Raw genomic sequence first — 20,310 nt, 5'->3', positions numbered from 1 at the left:
GAGGAGTACGTGTCCCCTGTCCTGTCCGGACGGACCCTCGCCGTGGCCGCAACCGCCACCGCCCTGCTCGCCACCGCCCTCTGCGTCCCCACCGCCCTGGCCGCCCCCCAGCCTCCCGCCACCCCCCGGGCGGCGGCCGAGGCGGCCGCCGCGAAGGCCGCCGCCGGCACCCCCGCGGCCGCCGCCGGCACCACCGACAAGGTCCTGGTCATCGGGATCGACGGCGCGGTCCTCGACCGGATCAAGGCCGCCAACGCCCCGTACCTGAACGGCCTGATGGCCCAGGGCCTCACCGCCCGCAGCACCCTCTACGCGAGCCCCATGGCCGCCACCTCCTCCGGCCCGGGCTGGTCCACGATCGCCACCGGCGTCTGGCCCGACAAGCACGGGGTGAAGGACAACTCCTTCACCGGCAAGAACTACGGCACCTACCCCGACTTCCTGACCCGCATCGAGAACGCCAAGCCGGCGCTCAACACCTACGCCGCGGCCGACTGGGAACCCCTCACCTCCACCGACCAGAACGGCCCGGTCTTCTCGCCGAAGGTCGACAAGCGCCTCAGCCTCAAGGGCGACCGCGACGGCTACGGCAGCGAGGACCCGAAGATCGCCGCCGCCGCGGCCGCCGAGCTGCAGAACCAGAACCCGGACGCCGCCTTCGTCTACCTCGGCGAGATCGACCACGCCGGCCACAGCTCCGGCGCGGCCAGCCAGGAGTACCTGAGCGCCATCGGCCGCGTGGACGCCCTGGTCGGCAAGCTCCTCACCGCCGTCCAGAACCGTCCGACCTACGCCCAGGAGAACTGGAAGGTCCTGGTCACCACCGACCACGGCCACACCGACGCCGGCGGCCACGGCGGCTCCACCCTCCAGGAGCGCGGCACCTTCGTCATCGCCAAGGGCGCGGGCATCCCGGCCGGTTCGGTCCGCAGCGACGTCAAGCTCGTCGACGTGGCGGCCACCGCGCTCGCCCAGGTCGGCGTCAGCACCGCCGGGACCGACGGCACCGCGCTGAACGCTCCCGACGACGACGCCTTCGACACCCTGCGCCCCGCCCTCCAGTCCCGCGTGGACGAGACCGGGATTCCGGCCGCCACCAAGGGGTTCACGCACACCCCGCCCGCCGGCTGGGCCGTGGACAACTCCAAGATGGGGACCGGCGGCGTCACCGAGTGGGCCGGCTGGGCCTTCGCCACCGACGAGTTCTGGAGCCAGTCGCAGCGCGACCAGTGGCGGGAGCTGAACGTCCGCTCCCGTGACGTCTTCGCCGTCGCCGACTCCGACGAGTGGGACGACAAGAGCCACACCGGGACCTTCGACTCCACCCTCGTCACGCCCAAGTGGTCCGTGACCGGCGGCACCACGCGCACCCTCGCCTTCCAGACGCACTACCGCCACGAGGCGGGCCAGACCGCGCAGGTCCTCGTCTCCTACGACGGCGGCGCCGCCACCGTCGTGAAGAACTACACCGCCGACGCCGTCGCCAAGGCCGAGTCCCTCACCCTCCAGGTCCCGGCGGGCGCCACCGACGTACAGGTCCGGTTCCGCTACAGCGGCACCAACAACTGGTACTGGACCGTCGACAACGTCACCCTGGGCTGACCCGCAGGCCTCCCGCCAGGCCTCCCGCCATGCCTCCCACCAGGCCTCCCGTCCGGGCCGTGGACGCCCGCCGCGTCCACGGCCCCCGCCCGCTAGGGTGGTACAGACCAGAGGCCTCCGAGGTCAGAGGCCTCCCGCAGAGCGGAGAACAGTCCCGTGGCAGAGCGCAAGCCGATCGAATCCTGGCTCACCGACATGGACGGGGTCCTCATCCACGAGGGCACCCCGATCCCCGGAGCGGATGCCTTCATCAAGCGGCTGCGCGAATCCGGCAAGCCCTTCCTGGTGCTGACCAACAACTCCATCTACACCCCGCGCGACCTCCAGGCCCGGCTCAGCCGCATGGGCCTGGACGTGCCCGTGGAGAACATCTGGACCTCGGCCCTGGCCACCGCCAAGTTCCTCGACGACCAGCGCCCGGGCGGCACCGCCTACGTCATCGGCGAGGCGGGCCTGACCACGGCCCTCCACGACATCGGCTACATCCTCACGGACCACCAGCCCGATTACGTCGTCCTCGGCGAGACCCGCACCTACAGCTTCGAGGCCATGACCAAGGCCGTCCGGCTGATCAACGCCGGTGCCCGCTTCATCTGCACCAACCCGGACGAGACCGGCCCCTCCACCGAGGGCCCGCTCCCCGCCACGGGCGCGGTCGCCGCGCTGATCACCAAGGCGACCGGCAAGCAGCCGTACTTCGCGGGCAAGCCCAACCCGCTGATGATGCGTACGGGCCTCAACGCCATCGGCGCGCACTCCGAGAGCAGCGCGATGATCGGCGACCGGATGGACACCGACGTCCTGGCCGGCCTGGAGGCGGGCATGCAGACCTTCCTGGTGCTGACCGGTCTGACCTCGGCCCGGGACACCGAGAAGTTCCCGTACCGGCCGACCAGGACGGTGGACTCGATCGCCGATCTGGTCGACCTGATCTAGTCCCGCTCCGGCGGGCCATTGGTGCGAACGGCTGACACATACGGGCCAAGAGAGCGCCGCTCCGGATGCGGAGCGGCGCGTCGCGCGTGAATCTCCCAGGAGAGGAGGTTCACCATGCGCAGTTCATTGATCGCACTCCGTGTCGCGGGGGTGGCCGTCGCCCTGACGGCAGCCACCGCCGTGACCGCCCCTGCCGCGCTCGCGAACGAGTGGGACCGCGGCAGCGTCTCGGCGGACCCGAACCCGGCCGAACCGGGGGCCCAGATCAAGATCCGGGTCCGTGGCTGTGACGCCGACCGCGCGATCGCGATCTCCCCGGTCTTCGCCTCCGAGGCGCACCTGAGGTCGGGCCACGGGGACCGCAGTCTGTACGGCGAGACGATGATCAGCCCGCACGCCCGTCCCGGCTGGCACGAGGTCAAGGTCAAGTGCGACGGCGGCCGGGACGAGGGCCTGCGCGGCTCCATCGAGGTCCGCGAGCGCGACCACCGCCCCGATCCGCACCACTCGCCGGTCTGGCCGGTGCACGCGGGCGGCGGCGGCATGGCCGCCCAGGTCGCCGAGAGCACGCAGCTCGCCGCGGCCACCAAGAAGAGCCACGGCGGGGACGGCCCCGGCCTCTCCCAGACCGTGATCGGTGCCGTGCTGGCGGCGGCCGCGAGCCTGGCGGTGGCGGGCCGGGCCCTGACCCTGCGCCGCCGCCGCAACGGCGGATGAGCGAGGCCAAGGCCTCCGCCGGCGGCCGGCTGCTGACCTTCGCCGCCTGGTCGGTGCTGGTGCTCCTGCTGTGGGTGTGGGGCAAGGAGATCACCGGGGTCCCGTCCGCGTCCCCCGCCGGCGGGGCGGGCGGACCGGTGGGCCCCGGGCTCCCGGCCCCGCGCGCCCCGCTCTCGGCGGCGATGCCCGCGCGGATCGACGTACCGGCGATGGGCGTGCAGGCCCCGGTGATCGCGCGGGGCCTGGACGGCGACGGGGCGATCGAGCCGCCGCCGTACGAGCTGCCGGGCACCGTGGGGTGGTGGGGCGCGGGCCCCGCGCCCGGGGCGGCCGGGACCGCGCTGATGGTGGGCCACGTGGACACCAAGTCCAAGCCCGCGGTGTTCTTCGGCCTGAGCACGCTGGGGCCGGGGGAGAAGATCCGCGTGGCCCGGGCGGACGGGACGGTCGCGGAGTTCACGGTGGAGGACGTACGGGTCTACGAGCGCGCGGGCTTCGATCCGCACAAGGCGTACGGGCCGCGGGTCAAGGGCCGCGCCGAACTGCGGCTGGTCACCTGCGGCGGCAGCTACGACAAGGCGGCCCACCAGTACTCGGCGAACGTGGTGGTCTCGGCCTACCTGACCGGCGCCGGGACGAAACCGACCCTGCCGGCGTAGTCCGTACGGCGGGCCAACCGGTACGACGAAGAAGTCCCCCGAGGCTTTCGCCTCGGGGGACTTCTTCTCGTCTGTGCGCCGCCAGGGACTCGAACCCCGGACCCGCTGATTAAGAGTCAGCTGCTCTAACCAACTGAGCTAGCGGCGCTTGGTGACAGGCAAAACTCTACCCCACCTCCGGGGGTACTCATGACCAGCCGCGCCCGCGTTGTCCGATTAACCCATGTTTGGTGGGTTTGTCGTGCACGATATGTCTGGGCCGAGCCGTATCTGATGCCCCGACAGATACGTGTGCGGCTGCCCAGTGGACGAGCAGGGGAGTGGACGGACCGCATGACGATGCAGCCTCCGGTGCATGTGCCGATGCCGACACCGATGCCGATGCCGGCCTTCGAGGAGTACGAGCCCGCGGGCGACTGCGTGTGCCTGGGGTGCGCGCAGCGGCGCCGCACCCTCGCGCGCGGGCGGGCCATAGGGCTGCGCGACGGCGGACACCCCGCCGTGCGCCGGGCCCGCAGGGCGCTGGTCCTGGCCACCGCCGCCGGAGTGGTCCTCGGCGGCGGCGGGTCGGCCGCGCTGGCCGCCGCCCGGCCGCTGCCCGGTCCCGGCCCGGTGGCCCTGGACCCGCCGGGCACCCCGCAGGGCGGCCGGGCCCCGCTGCACGGCAAGCCCGCGGCCGGACGCCCGGGCCAGCCGGGCGCGCCGGCGCTCGCGCGGCGCATCGACCGCACGACGATCATCAACCGGGCGAAGCTGTGGCTGGACGCGAAGGTCCCCTACAGCATGTCCGAGTACTGGACGGACGGCTACCGGCAGGACTGCTCGGGCTACGTCTCGATGGCGTGGAACCTCGGTACGAACGAGTGGACCGGAAGCCTCGACACCTTCGCCACCAGGATCAAGAAGGACGAACTGCTGCCGGGGGACATGCTGCTCTTCCACAACCCGGCGGATCCCAACAAGGGCTCGCACGTGGTCCTCTTCGGCGGCTGGGTCGACGCGACGCACACGCACTACGTCGCCTACGAGCAGACCAAGCCGACGACGCGCAAGCAGGCGACGCCGTACGGGTACTGGACCAACTCCGAGAAGTACCTCCCCTACCGCTACAACGGCGTGACGGGCGGGATCGTCCCGGACGACCCGGCGCCCCCGAAACCGCCGGCCGGCTCGGCCTTCCCGGGCGCCGCGAAGCTCGGGCCCGGGGCCGACAACCAGTACGTGGCCGAACTGGCCAGGATGCTGATCGGGCGCGGTGGCCTGCGGTTCTACCCCAAGGGCGCGAGCAGCAAGTGGACCGACGCCGACCGGCTGGCCACCCAGGCCTTCCAGCAGGCGCAGGGCTGGACCGGCGCCGACGCCGACGGCATCCCGGGCGAGCACACGTGGCGGCTCCTGGTGCAGCGCCAGGGCAAGGACATCCCGCCCACCAGGACCGGCCATCCGGGTCCCGCCGGGGTGCCCGCCTACCCGGGGCCCGGGGTCTTCCGGCCGGGGCAGACCCACCCGGCGGTCCTCGCCCTGGGGCGGCGGCTCGTGATGAAGGGCTTCGGCACGTACTACACCTCCGGTCCCGGGGCCCGCTGGAGCGAGGCCGACCGCCGCAACGTCGAGGCTTTCCAGCGCGCGCAGGGCTGGCGCGGGGCCTCGGCCGACGGTTACCCGGGCCCGGAAACCTGGCGCCGGCTGTTCGCATGACGGAGGCAACGATGTACCCCACGCGCACCACGACCACGACGGGCACCTTCCACCCCGCGACGCACCCCACCCGGCCCGCAGCCGCCCGCCCGGCCCCGCCCGCCGGTCCCGCCCACGCCCCCGCCCGGGAGGCCGCGCCCGGGTTCGCCGCCCCGGACCCCGTGGCCGTCCGGGAGCTCCGGGCCGACCGGGCCGCCCCGGACATGCGGGCCGAGCCGGTCCGCGTCACCCGGGGGGCCGACGCCGCCCACCCCGCCCGGGAGGCCGTGGCGTACGCGGTGGCCGCCGGAGCCGGGCGGGTTCCCGTACCGGAGCCGGTGACGGCCGCTCCCGCCCGGCCGGAAGCGGGGGCCGACCCCGCCGTCCGGCCCGCGGCGGGGCACCCCGCACCGCCGGTGTACCCCGGGCCGGAGTCCGCCGCCCGGCCGCGCCCGGCCCGCCCCGAGCCGGTGCCGGTCGCGTGGTCCGCCTACCCGGAGGCCGTGCCCGTCCCCGAGCGGGATGCCCGCGCGGGGTCCGCGCCGGCCCCCGCACCGCCGCGCGCCGCGCACCCCGCCGACCACGGGCCCGCGAGGGCGGGCGGCCCGGCCCCGCACCCCGACCCGGCGGAACCCCGTCCCGGGCGGTGGGTCGACGCCGAGCGGGCGCCCGCGCGGGGCGACGTACCGGCGGCGCGCGGCGGGGCCGACGAGCCGCAGCCGCAGGCCCGGGCGGAGGCCGGGGCCCCGCAGGGGTCCGGCGTGCCCGGGCCCGGGGTCGCGGAGATCGTGGCCCGGGCCGTCACCCGCGGCATGGACGCGCGGGAGGAGCGGGAGGAACGGGAGGCGGACGACACCCAGAACATCCCGCACGTTCCCCCCGTCCCCCGCCTGCGCCCGGGCGGCACGGCCGTCACGGAGGTCCCCGTCCACCTCCCCTTCCTCGCCCACCCCACACACCCGCGCCCCGCGCCCCCGCGTCCCGGGCCCCCCGCTGCGCGCCCGGCCGCCCCGCGGCCCCCCGCCGGACGCCGGGTCCCGCGCGGCGACGACCGGCTCCGCGAGCACCGCGGCCCGGTGCTGCCCGGCTGGACCGCCGTGGTCGTCGGCGGCCTGGCCCTCAGCGGCTGCCTGGCCGTGCTGCTGCGGGCCGGGGCCGTCCCCGCCCCGCTGGTGGCCGCCTTCGGCGCGGCCCCCCGCGCCTACCACGGGCTCAGCGCCACCCACTGGCCCCCGCTCGCCTTCCTCGGCATCGTGGCGCTCGTCGCGCTGGGCGGCCTGGGCCGGGCCCGGGCCGGCCACGCCTGGGTGCTCACCCTCTTCGGCCGCTACCGCGGCACGGTCCGCCGTACCGGCCTGACCTGGATCAGCCCCCTCCTGCTGCGCCGGCGGGTCGACGTACGGCTGCGCCACTGGCGCAGCGAGCCCATGCCCGCGGTGGACTCCGGCGGCCTCGCCCTCCAGGTGGTCGTCCAGGTCGTCTGGCAGGTCAAGGACACCGCCCGGGCGACGCTGGCCGTCGAGGACCACACCGACTACCTCGCCGAGCAGGTCGAGTCGGCCATGGCCCGGGTGCTGTCCCGGCTCCCCGCCGACGCCTTCCACGAGGACGCCGCGACCCTGCGCGACGCCGAGGCCGTCGGCGACGCGCTGACCCGGCTGCTCGCGGCCGAAACCGAGGCGGTCGGCATCGAGGTGTTCTCGGCCCAGCCGACCCGGATCGAGTACGCCCCGGAGGTCGCGGACGCGATGCGCCGCCGCCGGGTCGCCGCGATCGACGCCAAGCACCGGGACACCGTGCTGACCTCCGTCGTCGACGCGGTGGACGACACCGTCCACCGGCTGACCTCGCGCGGGATCGTCGAGCTCGACGACTACGAGCGCAAGGCCCTGGTGAAGGACCTCACCGTCGCGTTCTACACCGGGCGCGGCGACCAGTAGCACGAAGCACACGCGCAACGGGAAAACGGGTGGCCGGGAGTGACCGGACCACCCGTTTTCGCATTGGTATAGACATGGCCAACTCCCGTCAATACTGTGGGACTTGGTCTAGACCTGGAGCCATCCCCAGCGCGTACGGCTCCCCCCTTCCCGTCCGTCCCCCCACGTCCAAGGAGCATCATGCGTCGCTTCCGCATGCCCGCCCGGCCCGGACGGGCCGGTGCCGCCGCCCTCGGCCTCGGCCTCCTCGCCGGTGTCACCCTGCTGAGCGCCCCCACCGCCAGCAGCCACGGCTACACCGACACCCCCATCAGCCGCCAGAAGCTCTGCGCCAACAAGACCGTCTCCGACTGCGGCCCCATCCAGTGGGAACCGCAGAGCGTCGAGGGCTACAAGGGCTTCCCGGCCGCGGGCCCCGCCGACGGCCAGATATGTTCCGGCGGCCACAGCGAGTTCGCGCAGCTCGACAACCCGCGCGGCGGCACCTGGCCCGCCACCCGCGTCACCTCCGGGCAGAACTACGACTTCCGCTGGCAGTTCACCGCGAACCACTCCACGACGGACTTCAAGTACTACGTCACCAAGAACGGCTGGGACCCGACCAAGCCGCTGACCAGGGCCTCCCTCGATCCGCAGCCCTTCCTCGTCGTGCCCTACAACGGCGGCCGCCCCGACATGACCACGATCCACCGCGGCACCATGCCGAGCGGCAAGACCGGCCGGCACATGATCCTCGCCGTCTGGACCGTCAACGACACCCCGATGGCCTTCTACTCCTGCTCCGACGTTCAGTTCTGACGCTACGTCAGCTAACCTCCGGCGGCATGCGGACGACGACCGCGCCGCAGGCCGGCGCACCCGAGACCGTCGCGGAGCTCATCGCGCGCCAGTGGGGCGACCACCGCCCCGGCCTGAAACACGGCGCCGACGGCCCCGACGGCGCCACCGTGCTCAGCCGGCACCGGACCGCCGGCGCCTGCGCGGCGCGCGCCGCGCTCCTCGCCGACCTGCTGCCGCCGGGGGCGGAGCCGCACGTGGGGGTGCTGCTCGACAACACCCCCGAGTTCCCCTTCTGGCTCGGCGCGGCGGCCCTGGCCGGGGCCGCCGTCGCCGGGATCAACCCCACCCGGCGCGGCCCCGAGCTGGCCCGCGACATCCTGCACACCGACTGCCGGATCCTGGTTACCGAGCCCGTCCACCTGCCGCTGCTGCGCGGCCTCGACCTGCCGGGCGTACGGATCCTCGTCACCGGCACCGAGGAGTACGAGGCCCTCCTCGCCCCCTACGCCGGCGCGAAGCCCGGCGAGGCGGCGCACCGTCCGCCCGGCCCCGGCAGCCGTCTGCTCCTCTACTTCACCTCCGGCTCCACCGGCGCGCCCAAGGCCGCGATCTGCACCCAGGGCCGGCTCGCCGCCGCCGGCCACTCCCTGGCCCGCTCCTTCTCGGTCACCCCGGACGACGTCCACTACATCTGCATGCCGCTCTTCCACGGCAACGCCGTCATCGCCGACTGGCTGCCCGCCCTGGCCGCGGACGCCCCCGTCGCGCTGCGCCGCCGCTTCTCGGCCTCCGCCTTCCTGGACGACGTACGCGCCTACGGGGCGACGTACTTCACCTACGTCGGCCGGGCCGTCCAGTACCTCCTGGCCACCGAGCCCCGCCCCGACGACCGCGCGCACACCCTGCGGCTGGGCTTCGGCACCGAGGCCGGCGCGGTGGACGCGGCCCGCTTCGCCGAGCGCTTCGGGGTCCGGCTGGTGGAGGGGTACGGGGCCACCGAGGGCGGCGCCTCCGTCCAGCGGGTCCCCGGCACCCCGCCGGGGGCGCTCGGCCGCGCCGGGGCCGGTGACGACCTGGCCGTCATCGACCCGGAGACCGGCCGCGAGTGCCCCGCCGCCGCCTTCGACGCGCGGGGCCGGCTGCTCAACGGCGACGAGGCCATCGGCGAGCTCGTCAACCGCGGCCGCAGCCTCTTCGAGGGCTACTGGCGCAATCCGGAGGCCGAGGCCGCCCGCACCCGCGACGGCTGGTACTGGACCGGCGACCTCTTCTTCCGGGACCCGCAGGGCTTCCTCTACTTCGCGGGCCGCACCGACGACCGGCTGCGGGTCGACAGCGAGAACCTGGCCGCCGCCGTGATCGAGAACCTCCTGGCCCGCTGGGAGGCGGTGGCCGCCGTCGCCGTGTACGCGGTCCCGGACGAGGTCGCCGGGGACCAGGTCATGGCCGCCCTGGCCCTGCGCGAGGACACCTCCTTCGACCCGGAGGCCTTCTCCGCGTTCCTCGCCGCCCAGCCCGACCTGGGGACGAAGATGGCCCCGCGCTACGTCCGGATCCTCGACGCCATGCCCGTCACCGCCACGAACAAGGTCCACCGCGTCGCCCTGCGCCGGGCCGGCTTCACCTGCCCCGACCCGGTGTGGCACCGCACCCCCGACGGCTACCGCCCGCTCGGCGCGCGGGACCTGGCCGCGCTGCTGGCCGCGTACGGGGCCCAGGGCCGCCGGAACCTCCTGACGCCCTGACGCCACAGGTCACGGGCCCACCACCCTGGGTACTGGTTTTGAGCACCCCCGCGGAGCAGGTAGTATTTTCTTTGTCAGGCGCCGCTAGCTCAGTTGGTTAGAGCAGCTGACTCTTAATCAGCGGGTCCGGGGTTCGAGTCCCTGGCGGCGCACCTGTACTTCGGGCGGTTCCCGGTTTCACCGGGAACCGCCCGAAGTGTTTTCCCGCTGTTTCCCGCCATTCCCCGCCGCCCCGCCATTCCCCGCCGCCCCGCCATTCCCCGCCGCCCCGCCATTCCCCGCCGCCCCGCCATTCCCCGCCGCCCCGCCATTCCCCGCCGCTCAGAGCGCGAGCGACAGCAGCAGCGGCGCGGCCTTCCGGTTCAGGGTCTCGGCGGCGGCCCGCAGCCGGTGGGCGTCCTCGACCGGCATCGACAGCGCGAGGCACCCCACGGCGGACCCGGCCGTGATCGGAACGGCCGCGCAGACCGTACCCACGGCGTACTCCTGGAGGTCCAGCACCGGTACCGTGGCCGGCTGGCTGTCGAGCTTGGAGAAGAGGATCCGCTCGTTCACGATCGTCTTCGAGGTGAGCCGGGCGATCTTGTGCCGGGACAGGTGGTCGCGGCGCCCGTTCTGGTCGAGCTGGGTGAGCAGGCACTTGCCGACCGCGCTGGCGTGCGCCGCCGAGCGGAAGTCGACCCACTCGTGGACCTTCGGGGTGCGCGGACTGTCCGCGAACTGCGTGATGCGCACCTCCCCGTCGACGTACCGGCTGATGTAGACGGCGGCGCCGACCGAATCCCGCAGCCGGTCGAGGGTGTCCTGGAGCTTCCCCTGGAGCGCCTGCTGGCGGTCCGCGCCGGAGCCGAGCAGCACCAGGGAGTCGCCGGTGGCGTAGGCGCCGTCGGCGATCTGCAGGACGTAGCCCTCCCGGCGGAGCATGAGCAGCATCGGGGCGAGGTGGGCCGCCGGCAGCCCCGTCTCGCGGGCGATCTGGGCGTCGGTCACACCGCCGGTGTGCCGCGAGATCGTTTCGAGTACGCGCAGGGCGTACTGCACCGAGTGGAACGGCGCGGTCGGCTCGGGCTTCAGCGCCACGGTCTCCCCCTACCACGTTGTCACCGCTTGCCCCTTCACGATAGCGACCAAGGGGCCCCGGTGGAGGGCGTGTTGTGCAGATGGGTGGCTCAATCAGGTCCCTCTGCCAGGACCTATCCGTCTGGCATATGCCAGAGGCATGCGCGTCCCGCAGATGTGCCGGGAATGCCCGGCGCGCCCCCATGGTTCGAATTCCTCGTACGGATACGAGCGGAACGGGACGGGAGCGACGATGAGCGACACCGGGGATGCGGACCGGCGTGCGGGCGGCGGGGAGCGCGGCGGCACGGGGGTGAGCGGCGCGGATCCGGTCGGCGGCGCGGTCCGGGGCGCGGTCCGGGGCGCGGCGCCGGTGCCGCTCTCGGTGCTCGACCTGGTCACCGTCGGCAGCGGCAGCACCGCCCACGCGTCCCTGCGCACCAGCGTGGAGATCGCCCGGCTCGCGGAGTCCCGCGGCTACCACCGGCACTGGGTCGCCGAGCACCACTCGATGCCCGGAGTGGCCAGTTCCTCCCCGGCCGTGATCCTGGCCCACCTGGCCGCCCACACCTCCCGCATCCGGCTCGGCTCCGGCGGGGTCATGCTGCCCAACCACGCCCCGCTGGCCGTGGCCGAACAGTTCGGCACCCTGGAGGCCCTGGCGCCCGGCCGGATCGACCTCGGCCTGGGCCGCGCGCCCGGCACCGACCCCCGTACGGCGGCGGCGCTGCGCGGATCCGGACGGCTGGAGGAGGCGGCCGACGGCTTCCCCCGCCAGCTCGCGGAGCTCACCCGCTTCCTCGACGACGACTTCCCCGACGGGCACCCGTACGCCCGGGTGCACGCCGTGCCCGGCCCGGTGCAGGGCCCCGCCGGGCGGCCGCCGCTCTGGCTGCTCGGCTCCTCCGGCTTCAGCGCCCGCCTGGCGGGGGAGCTGGGGCTGCCCTTCGCGTACGCCCATCACTTTTCGGCCGCCGGCACACTGCCCGCCCTCGACCTCTACCGCCAGAGCTTCCGGCCCTCGGCCGTACTGGACGCCCCCTACGCCCTCATCGGGGTCTCGGCGCTCGCCGCCGACACCGCGGCGCAGGTCCGCGCGCAGGTGCTCACCGGCGCGCTGTCGATGCTCCGGCTGCGCAGCGGGCGCCCCGGGCTGGTCCCGACCCCCGAGGAGGCGGCGGCGTACGCCTTCTCCCCGGTGGAGCGGGAGTTCGTCGACGGCTGGCTCGCGAACATCGTCCACGGCACCCCCGACGAGGTCCGCGCGGGGCTCGACGCGCTGGTGGCGCGGACGGGCGCCGACGAGCTGATGCTGACCGCCAACGCGCACGGCGGGCAGGCGCGGCTGCGCTCGTACGGGCTCGTCGCAGATGCGTACGGGATGCCGACGGAGGGGTCGACTCCGGCTTGAGCGCAGACGAACGGGGTTTGGCTGGTTTGTTGCCGAAACCTTGCCGGAGCATGACCTAAGACATCCTTAAACCGCTCGTCACCCGGGGTGGCGGGCGGTTTTTGATGTGCCCTCAGCCCTCTGACGAGCGGATTTGGCTGCTCAGTGGTCTAGTCCTTCTTTGGTCCAAACCATTGACTGGGGTGCCGGGTGATCGCTATCACTTCTCTCACCTGAAGCTGATGCACCTCCCCTCCCACCCCCCGGAGGCAGTTCATGCACATCCGTAAACCCCTCATCGCGGCCGCCGCCACGGCCGCGCTGGCAGCCGGAGCGCTGGCCACCTTCGCGGGACTGGGCACCGCCCAGGCCGCCGACAGCTCCACCACGGCGAGCAGCGGCGGCGTGAAGATCGCCTACTACGACCAGTGGAGCGTGTACGGCAGCGCGTTCTACCCCAAGCACCTCGACACCCGCGGCATCGCGGGCAAGCTGGACGTCATCAACTACTCGTTCGGCAACATCCACCCCACCAACCTCACCTGTTTCGAGGCGAACAAGGCGGCCGGGGATGACAACAACCCCAACGCCGGTGACGGTGCGGGCGATTCGTACGCCGACTACCAGAAGTCCTTCAGCGCGGCCGACAGCGTCAGCGGGGTCGCCGACAAGTGGGACCAGCCGATCGTGGGCGTCTTCAACCAGTTCAAGCAGCTGAAGGCCAAGTACCCCCACCTGAAGATCAACATCTCGATCGGCGGCTGGACGTACTCGAAGTACTTCAGCGACGCGGCCAAGACCGACGCCTCCCGCAAGAAGCTGGTCTCCTCCTGCATCGACCAGTACATCAAGGGCAACCTGCCCGTCGACGGCGGCTTCGGCGGCCAGGGCAGCGCGGCCGGGATCTTCGACGGCATCGACATCGACTGGGAGTACCCCGGTTCCTCGGGCGGCCACCTCGGCAACCACTACGCCCCCGAGGACAAGCAGAACTTCACGCTGCTGCTGAAGGAGTTCCGCGAGCAGCTCGACGCCTACGGCCAGGCCAACGGCGGCAAGAAGTACCTGCTGACCTCGGCCCTCCCGGCCGGCCAGGACAAGATCAAGTACATCGAGACGGACAAGATCGGCGCGTACCTCGACTACGCGAACATCATGACGTACGACATGCACGGCGCCTGGGACAGCGACGGCCCGACCTACCACCAGTCGCCGCTGTACTCCCCGGCCGGTGACCCCACCGACCCGATCGCCCCGGGCACCCAGAAGTACAGCATCGACAACGCCATCGACTCCTGGATCGACGGCAACCCGGCCTACGGCATCACCGGCGGCTTCCCCGCCAACAAGCTGACCCTGGGCTACGAGTTCTACTACCGTGGCTGGAAGGGCGTCCCCGCCGGGGCGAACAACGGCCTCGCGCAGAGCGCCACCGGTGCCTCCGGCGCCCGGCCCACCAGCCAGCAGGCCGGCATCGCCAACTACAAGGAGCTCGGCGGCATCGTCGACAACCCGGCGGCGACCTACTGGGACGACCAGGCCAAGGCCTCGTACTTCTACAAGGACGGCGAGTTCTTCACCGGCCTGAACCAGAAGTCGATCCAGGCCCGGGTCGACTACGGCAAGCAGCGCGGCCTGGCCGGCGCGATGATGTACTCCCTGCTCGGCCTGGACGACAAGACCACCCTGCTGAACCAGATCTCGGACGCCCTCGGCGGCACCACCCAGCCGCCGACCACCCCGCCGACGACGCCTCCGACCACTCCGCCGACCACCCCGCCCACGACGCCCCCGACGACCCCGCCGCCCACCGGATGCGGATCGGTCCCGGCGTACGTCGCCGGCACCGTCTACACCGGCGGCACGCAGGTCTCGTACGGCGGCCACAAGTGGCAGGCCCAGTGGTGGACGCAGAACGAGACGCCGGGCAGCACGGGGCAGTGGGGTGTCTGGAAGGACCTCGGCGCCTGCTGATCTCCCCCCACCCCGCGCCGAGCGCAGGCCCGCCCCGCCCCCCTCACACGAGGGGGTGCGGGGCGGGCCCGTCTGCGCGCCGGGTGCTCTGCCGGCTGATCATGGTGGCGATGGCCTCGGGGGCCACCGCGCGGGAGTACAGCCACCCCTGGCCGGTGTCGCAGCCGACGCGGCGCAGCCGGGCGGCCTGCCCGGCGGTCTCCACGCACTCGGCGGTGACGGTCAGCCCGAGCCGGTGCGCGAGCTGGACCAGGGCCTCCACGATGGTCTCGTCGGCCGGGTTGGGGTGGGCGCCCTCGTCGTAGCGGAAGCCCCGTACGAAGGAGCCGTCCAGCTTCAGCACCGAGACCGGGAGCCGGCTCAGGTAGGCCAGGTTCGAGTACCCGGTGCCGAAGTCGTCGATCGCGATCCGCACCCCCATGTCGCTCAGCGCCTGGAGGGCCTGGAGCGGCCGCCCGGCGGAGCCCATCACCGCGGACTCCGTCAGCTCCAGCTGGAGCAGCTGCGGGGCGAGTCCGGTCTCGGCGAGGATCTCCGCGACGTCCCCGACCAGGTCGGAGTCCCACACCTGGCGCACCGCCACGTTCACGGAGACGAACACCGGCGCGTCGCTGGGCTGCTCGATCTGCCAGCGCCGGGCCTGGCGGCAGGCCGTGCGCAGCACCCACTGCCCCAACGGCACGATGGAGCCGTCCTCTTCGGCGATCCCGATGAACCGATTCGGCGTGAGCGTGCCGAATTGCGGGTGCTGCCAGCGCACCAGCGCCTCCACCCCGCGCACCGCTCCGCTCTCCAGGTCCACCAGCGGCTGGTACTCCAGCTCGAACTCGCCCCGCTCGACGGCCGGCCGCAGGGTCGAGGAGAGCGCCTGGCGCGTCATGCGGTGCGCGTTGCGCTCCGGGTCGAAGAGGGTCCAGCGGGCCTTCCCGTCGGCCTTCGCCCAGTACAGGGTGGTGTCGGCCGCCTGCATCAGGCCCGTCGCCGAGGTGCCGGCCGCGTCCCGCTCCACGACCCCGATCGACGCCGACACCGACAGCCGCTGCCCGGCCAGGTCGAACGGCTCCTGCACGGCGGCCAGTACGCTGCGCGCCAGGTCGGTGAGCTGCTCGGTGCCGGCCGAGTCCTCGACCAGCAGCGCGAACTCGTCGCCGCCGAGCCGGGCGACGAGGTGGCCGCCCGTGCGCCCGTACCCGTACTGGTCGGCGCACTGGGTCAGCCGGGCCGCCACGGCGGTCAGCAGGCGGTCCCCGACCCGGTGTCCCAGGGTGTCGTTGACGGCCTTGAACCCGTCGAGGTCCAGGTAGCACAGGCCGATCCGGCCCGTGCCGCCCAGCCCGTACGCCGATGCCTCCAGGGCGGCGGAGAGCCGCTCGAAGAACAGGGCCCGGTTGGGCAGCCGGGTCACGGGGTCGTGCATCTGCAGGTGCCGCAGCCGGGCCTGGAGGTCGCGCCGGTCGCTGATGTCGGCGACGGACAGCAGCACGTCCTGGGTGCCGGGCACCGGCCCGAGGGTGACCTCGGTCCACAGCGAGTGCCCGTCGGGGTGTTTGAGGCGCCGCGTGCAGCGCAGCCGGGCCTGCCGTCCGCGCAGCACCTCCTGGTAGGCCTGCCAGGTACGGGCCTCCGCCGCCAGGTCCACCAGATCGGCGGCGCGCCGCCCGGTGAGGGCCCGCTGCTCGGATCCGAGCAGCGCGGCGAGGGCGCGGTTGGCGGCGACGACCTCGCCGTCGCGGCCGACGACGGCCATCGCGAGGTGCGCCGCGTCGAAGGCGGCCCGGTAGTCGTGCGGCACGGCCGCCACTGCTGGGTGACGCTCCGTGAGGGCCGATCGGATGGTGTCGGCCGCCGGGCCGGTTCCTTCTGGGGTTCCGCTCACCCTTGGCTCCCGCAGTGTTCGTGAGTGTCCGTGCAGGAAAGTGTGCCGATCATAGAGGCTGCCGGGAGGCCCTATCCAGCGGCGTCGCCGTGCGGGGCGCGGTCCGTCGCCGTGATGACGCCCTGCGCAGGCTCTGCTGACGGAGCGTCGGCCCGGGGTGGCGCGATCGCTTCTGCGCGTCTGTGAACGAGCGGGGGCCGTATGTGATCTCTCGTGAATATCCGTGACGTTCCGTAGGCGGGGGCGTCAAGGCGGGGGGTCACCGACTTGACGTAGCGCTCACTCGGCTGGGGCAGCGGAACAGGGCATTAGTAAGACAATCGCCGCAAGGTGGACGGGAGGGTACGAATCCACCACCGGAGGTCGATGTGCCGCGCCAGCAGACACCCGGGGGAGTGGACCGCTCCCGCATCCGAAGCACCGCGGCGGTGCTGACCTCCATGACGGCGCTGGCCGCCATGTCGCTCGTCGCCGGACCGGCCGTGGCCGACTCGCGTTCGGGCGGCCCCTGCGCGCTGACCCGTACGGCCGCGCACCACTCCCTCGGCGTGGACAGCTGGAACCGCGCCTACCCCAGGCCGGAACGCGCGCTCAACGCGGTGCTGGTCTTCCTCTCCTTCCCCGACCACCAGCCCGCGGTGGCCCCCTCGGAGCTGACCTCCGACTACTTCCCGGCCACCTCCCAGTACTTCGAGCGGGCCTCCTACGGCCGCTTCCGGCTGGTCCCGCACCCCCAGGAGCGGTGGATCCGGATGCCGCGCCCGTCGACCGCGTACGGGATGCAGCGCGACTGGGCCCCCGAGAACCGGGCGGCCTACCTGCGCGACGCGGTGGCCGCCGCCGATCCGCAGGTGGACTTCAGCGCCTACGACGTCGTCTACTTCGTCGCCGACCCCAACGCCCCCGGCGTGGACTCCGACGCCACCAAGGTGGTGAACTTCGACCGTCCCCTGCGGGCCGACGGCACCGACCTGCGGCGGATCGTGACGGTCTTCGAGCAGCACCCGCCGGACCGCAACGTGCTGGCCCACGAGACCGGCCACGTCTTCGACCTGCCCGACCTCTACCACCGGCCGTCGGACGGCAAGGGCGACTGGGACACCTTCGTCGGCGACTGGGACGTCATGGGCAGCCAGTTCGGGATGGCGCCGGACCTGTTCGGCTGGCACAAGTGGAAGCTGGGCTGGCTGGACGCCTCCCAGGTGGACTGCGTGCGCTCCGGCACCAGCCTGCACACCCTCCAGCCGCTCTCGGACGCCCCGCCGCGCGGCAGCACGGGCGGTACCCGGCTCGCGGTGATCCGCACCGGCCCGGGCAGCGCGATCGCCGTCGAGGCCCGGGGCTCCTCCGGCAACGACGGGGACACCTGTACCGAGGGCGTCCTGGTCTACCGGGTCCGCAACGAGGCGGCCTCCGGCGGCGGCCCGATCGAGGTGCTGGACGGCCACCCGCGTACCGAGGCCTGCTGGGACCGCTCGGTGTACCCGCCGCTGGCGGACGCCCCGCTGGAGGTCGGGGAGACGTTCACGGTGCCGGGCGAGCGGATCACCATCGAAGTGGCGGACCGCACCCAGTCCGGCGCGTACACCGTGAAGATCACGACATGACGAAAACGGCCCCCGCTCCGAAGAGCGGGGACCGTTTCCCGTCTGTGCGCCGCCAGGGACTCGAACCCCGGACCCGCTGATTAAGAGTCAGCTGCTCTAACCAACTGAGCTAGCGGCGCTTGCTGACGTCGTAGACATTAGCATCAGGTCCGGCCGAAGGAAAAATCGATACCGGACCGCGGGCGGCGTGCAGGAACGCCCAGAGCAGGGAGTCCGGGCCGGGCAGCCAGGGCAGCCGCGAACCGGGGGCCACCAGCCACCGCGACGGCCCGGCGGCGCCGGTGCGGCCCGCCGCCAGCGGCGGCACCGTGACGGCGTCCCCGTGGCCGTGGCACAGCGGGGCCGCCGCGGCCGGACCCCACTCCTCCCAGGCGAGCAGGGCCGGCAGCCGCTGGGCGGTGCCGGGCGCGGCGAAGAGCAGCATCCGGCCGCGGTGCACGGCGGCCGGACCCGAGCCGGGGCCCCGCTCCCAGAGCAGGTCGAGCATCCGGCGCCCGAGGACGAGCGGGACGTTGACGACGTCGAAGGCGGTCCCGCACGGCAGTACGGCGGGCGCGCCCGGCCGGGCCTGCCAGGCCGCGAGCGTGCTCCGGGGGTGGGCGCAGGCGGAGACCAGCCAGGCGGCGCCCTGCGGCGTGACCTGGGTGGCGGGCGCGGGGCGTGCGTCGAGACCGTCGAGGGCGGGGCAGCCGGCGGCCGTCGTCAGTGTCGTCATATGCCAAGGTCTACCGGCCGTAGCCTTCCCGTTCCCGGGAGTTACCGAAAACCGGGACGCGGCGGGCGGCGCTGGGGTATGTTGCGCCGCGCATATGCCAGCGGGCTCCGCGCGAGGAGGCGCGGAGCCCGCTGGTGTCATGCCGGGTGCTGCGGGTGGTGCGTGCGCGCGGGGGTCAGGCGGTGCCGGGGGCCGTGCCGCGCTGGAGGTCCTCGCCGAACTCGATCATCTTGAGCGCGTAGTCCTCGGTCCACTCGGCGGCCTCCGCGATGGCCTGCGCGGAGAGGCGGTCGAAGCGGCGCGGGTCCGCGAGCTGGGCCGCGGCCAGTGCCTGGAACTCCACCGCTCTGTCCTGCGCGGCCCGGAAGGCCATGGTCAGCTCGGTGGCCCGGGCCAGCAGCTCGCGCGGGTCCTCGATCGATTCCAGGTCGAAGAAGTGCTCCGGGTCCGTGGCGGCCGCCGAGGGCTCGAAGAGCAGCGGCGCGGGCCGCAGCCTCCGCTCGGTCCGCTCGGGCTCTGCCATGCGTGTCCTCCTGCTGCGCGTACGAAATCCTCCGGGCCACCCTCCATTGTCCAGCGTCGCGCAAGGGGGCCGGGGGGTCAGGCCGCGGCGGGCTCCTTGACCAGTGCCGCGATGTCCTCGAAGACGCCCGCCAGCTCGTCCGCGAGGCCCTCCGGGGCGGTGAAGCCCTCGGCGCCGACCAGCGCGTTGATGCCGGGCACCGCGACGGAGCGCCCGGCGGGCAGCATGCCCAGCCGGGTCAGGACCGGCAGCAGCATCTCGGCGGCCGGAGCGCCGCCCGTGCCGCCCGCGCTGTAGCTGACCAGGCCGACCGGCTTGCCCTGCCACTCGCGGTAGAGGAAGTCGAGGGCGTTCTTGAAGGGGGCGGTGAAGGAGCCGTTGTACATCGGCAGGACGAACACGAAGGCGTCCGCGGAGTCGACGAGCGCGCTCCACTCCAGGGTGTGGGCGTGGGTGTAGTTCCCGGTGGAGGCGTACTCGGGCTCGTCCAGGAAGGGGAGCGCGATCTCCGCCAGGTCCACCGGGGTGACCTCGAAGCCGCCGTGCGCGCGGGCCCGGTCGGTGACCCAGCTCGCCAGCGGGCGGCCGGAGGAGGTGGGGCGGGTGGCGGCGGAGATGACGTGCAGGCGGGTCATGGCGTGAACTCCCGTGGGGTGGTGGTGCGGTGTGCGGCCACAGTCTCTTGGCTGACGTGGCACCTGGCAAAGCCGTAGGTGAGTGATGTGTCAGTCCGAGCGGCGGGCCCGGTACGCGTGGCGGCGGATGTTCCCGCTGGTCAACGCCGGGATCGCACGCGATCCCGGCCGGGACGGCGCGCTCTGCGAAGCCGCCGGACCGATGCGGTGGTCGCGCAGCCGGCTCTCCCGTCAGCCCACCCGGATGGAGGGGCGCGGGCTGGTCCGCCGCGAGGAGGTCGCCCGTGACGGACGCGGGGCCGAGGCGGTGCTGACCCCCTCCGGGGTGCGGGCCGTCACGACGGCGGCGCCGCTGCACGTGCGATCCGTACGGCGGCACCTCATCGACGCCCTCACCCCGGCGCAGCCGGCCACCCTCGCGGAGGTCGGCGAAACCCCGCGCCACCGCCTCGGCGGCCCGCGCACGCAGTAGCCC

Annotated in this window: 17 protein-coding genes and 3 tRNA genes; 13 read left to right on the top strand and 7 right to left on the bottom strand. The window is 73.4% G+C overall.

The window, feature by feature from the left end; translation table 11 throughout:
• The first annotated feature begins 9 nt into the window (after window positions 1–9).
• The 4 genes from ACGFXC_RS11280 (at window position 10) to ACGFXC_RS11265 (ending at window position 3,914) form a co-directional block, all read left to right on the top strand.
• Window positions 10–1,602, top strand: a complete 1,593-nt coding sequence (locus ACGFXC_RS11280) for an alkaline phosphatase family protein (protein ID WP_393711731.1) — start codon at window positions 10–12, stop codon at window positions 1,600–1,602.
• A gap of 156 nt (window positions 1,603–1,758) precedes the next feature.
• Window positions 1,759–2,538 (top strand): HAD-IIA family hydrolase, encoded by a 780-nt coding sequence (locus ACGFXC_RS11275; RefSeq protein WP_393711729.1) that lies wholly within the window; start codon window positions 1,759–1,761, stop codon window positions 2,536–2,538.
• Between the two features lie 114 nt (window positions 2,539–2,652).
• Entirely contained in the window at window positions 2,653–3,255 is a 603-nt protein-coding gene (locus ACGFXC_RS11270; RefSeq protein WP_393711727.1) for a hypothetical protein, read from the top strand.
• Window positions 3,252–3,914, top strand: coding sequence for a class F sortase (locus ACGFXC_RS11265; protein ID WP_393711726.1), 663 nt, complete (start codon window positions 3,252–3,254; stop codon window positions 3,912–3,914). Before ACGFXC_RS11270 ends, ACGFXC_RS11265 begins: the two co-directional genes overlap by 4 nt.
• A 74-nt stretch (window positions 3,915–3,988) precedes the next feature.
• On the opposite strand, the gene ACGFXC_RS11260 is transcribed toward ACGFXC_RS11265, so the two are convergent.
• Window positions 3,989–4,062: transfer RNA gene (locus tag ACGFXC_RS11260), tRNA-Lys, on the bottom strand.
• Window positions 4,063–4,289: 227 nt separating this feature from the next.
• Between ACGFXC_RS11260 and ACGFXC_RS11255 the strand changes: the two genes are divergently transcribed.
• The 5 genes from ACGFXC_RS11255 (at window position 4,290) to ACGFXC_RS11235 (ending at window position 10,208) form a co-directional block, all read left to right on the top strand.
• Window positions 4,290–5,612 (top strand): peptidoglycan-binding protein, encoded by a 1,323-nt coding sequence (locus tag ACGFXC_RS11255; RefSeq protein ID WP_393712207.1) that lies wholly within the window; start codon window positions 4,290–4,292, stop codon window positions 5,610–5,612.
• A gap of 11 nt (window positions 5,613–5,623) precedes the next feature.
• A complete protein-coding gene (locus ACGFXC_RS11250; protein WP_393711724.1) occupies window positions 5,624–7,531 on the top strand; it encodes an SPFH domain-containing protein in 1,908 nt (635 codons plus the stop codon).
• Between the two features lie 195 nt (window positions 7,532–7,726).
• Window positions 7,727–8,329 (top strand): lytic polysaccharide monooxygenase, encoded by a 603-nt coding sequence (locus ACGFXC_RS11245; RefSeq protein WP_393712205.1) that lies wholly within the window; start codon window positions 7,727–7,729, stop codon window positions 8,327–8,329.
• Between the two features lie 26 nt (window positions 8,330–8,355).
• Window positions 8,356–10,056 carry an AMP-binding protein gene (locus tag ACGFXC_RS11240; protein WP_393711722.1) on the top strand — a complete coding sequence of 567 codons (1,701 nt, stop codon included), beginning with the start codon at window positions 8,356–8,358 and terminating at the stop codon, window positions 10,054–10,056.
• 78 nt (window positions 10,057–10,134) lie between these two features.
• A tRNA-Lys gene (locus tag ACGFXC_RS11235) sits at window positions 10,135–10,208 on the top strand.
• Between the two features lie 169 nt (window positions 10,209–10,377).
• Here ACGFXC_RS11235 and ACGFXC_RS11230 read toward each other — a convergent pair.
• Window positions 10,378–11,136 carry an IclR family transcriptional regulator gene (locus tag ACGFXC_RS11230; RefSeq protein ID WP_393711721.1) on the bottom strand — a complete coding sequence of 253 codons (759 nt, stop codon included), beginning with the start codon at window positions 11,134–11,136 and terminating at the stop codon, window positions 10,378–10,380.
• A 232-nt stretch (window positions 11,137–11,368) separates the two neighbouring features.
• Between ACGFXC_RS11230 and ACGFXC_RS11225 the strand changes: the two genes are divergently transcribed.
• Complete coding sequence (locus tag ACGFXC_RS11225) at window positions 11,369–12,526, top strand: LLM class flavin-dependent oxidoreductase (RefSeq protein WP_393711719.1); 1,158 nt, start codon at window positions 11,369–11,371, stop codon at window positions 12,524–12,526.
• A 255-nt stretch (window positions 12,527–12,781) separates the two neighbouring features.
• The gene (locus ACGFXC_RS11220; RefSeq protein WP_393711718.1) at window positions 12,782–14,479 is read left to right on the top strand and encodes a glycosyl hydrolase family 18 protein; all 1,698 of its coding nucleotides are present in this window, start codon (window positions 12,782–12,784) and stop codon (window positions 14,477–14,479) included.
• Between the two features lie 43 nt (window positions 14,480–14,522).
• On the opposite strand, the gene ACGFXC_RS11215 is transcribed toward ACGFXC_RS11220, so the two are convergent.
• On the bottom strand, window positions 14,523–16,355 hold the full coding sequence (locus ACGFXC_RS11215) for a putative bifunctional diguanylate cyclase/phosphodiesterase (protein ID WP_393711717.1): 1,833 nt from the start codon (window positions 16,353–16,355) through the stop codon (window positions 14,523–14,525).
• 368 nt (window positions 16,356–16,723) lie between these two features.
• On the opposite strand from ACGFXC_RS11215, the gene ACGFXC_RS11210 reads away from it, so the two are divergent.
• A complete protein-coding gene (locus ACGFXC_RS11210) occupies window positions 16,724–17,962 on the top strand; it encodes a M6 family metalloprotease domain-containing protein (protein WP_393711716.1) in 1,239 nt (412 codons plus the stop codon).
• 45 nt (window positions 17,963–18,007) lie between these two features.
• Here the strand turns inward: ACGFXC_RS11210 and ACGFXC_RS11205 are convergent.
• The 4 genes from ACGFXC_RS11205 to ACGFXC_RS11190 form a co-directional block, all read right to left on the bottom strand.
• Window positions 18,008–18,081 (bottom strand) — tRNA-Lys (locus tag ACGFXC_RS11205).
• Window positions 18,072–18,677 carry a bifunctional DNA primase/polymerase gene (locus tag ACGFXC_RS11200; protein ID WP_393711714.1) on the bottom strand — a complete coding sequence of 202 codons (606 nt, stop codon included), beginning with the start codon at window positions 18,675–18,677 and terminating at the stop codon, window positions 18,072–18,074. The genes ACGFXC_RS11205 and ACGFXC_RS11200 overlap by 10 nt, the downstream gene beginning before the upstream one ends.
• 175 nt (window positions 18,678–18,852) lie before the next feature.
• Window positions 18,853–19,200 (bottom strand): hypothetical protein, encoded by a 348-nt coding sequence (locus ACGFXC_RS11195; RefSeq protein WP_393711712.1) that lies wholly within the window; start codon window positions 19,198–19,200, stop codon window positions 18,853–18,855.
• Between the two features lie 77 nt (window positions 19,201–19,277).
• Window positions 19,278–19,835 carry an NADPH-dependent FMN reductase gene (locus ACGFXC_RS11190; RefSeq protein WP_393711710.1) on the bottom strand — a complete coding sequence of 186 codons (558 nt, stop codon included), beginning with the start codon at window positions 19,833–19,835 and terminating at the stop codon, window positions 19,278–19,280.
• 85 nt (window positions 19,836–19,920) lie between these two features.
• Here ACGFXC_RS11190 and ACGFXC_RS11185 point away from each other — a divergent pair, with 85 nt between their 5' ends.
• Window positions 19,921–20,307, top strand: coding sequence for a MarR family transcriptional regulator (locus ACGFXC_RS11185; protein WP_393711708.1), 387 nt, complete (start codon window positions 19,921–19,923; stop codon window positions 20,305–20,307).
• Window positions 20,308–20,310: the final 3 nt, after the last annotated feature.

Origin of the sequence: Streptomyces sp. NPDC048507, from assembly GCF_043199995.1 — a bacterium.
Taxonomy (GTDB): domain Bacteria; phylum Actinomycetota; class Actinomycetes; order Streptomycetales; family Streptomycetaceae; genus Streptomyces.
The sequence above is the reverse complement of the archived record's forward strand: the minus strand, read 5'-3'. Positions and strand labels throughout refer to the sequence as shown.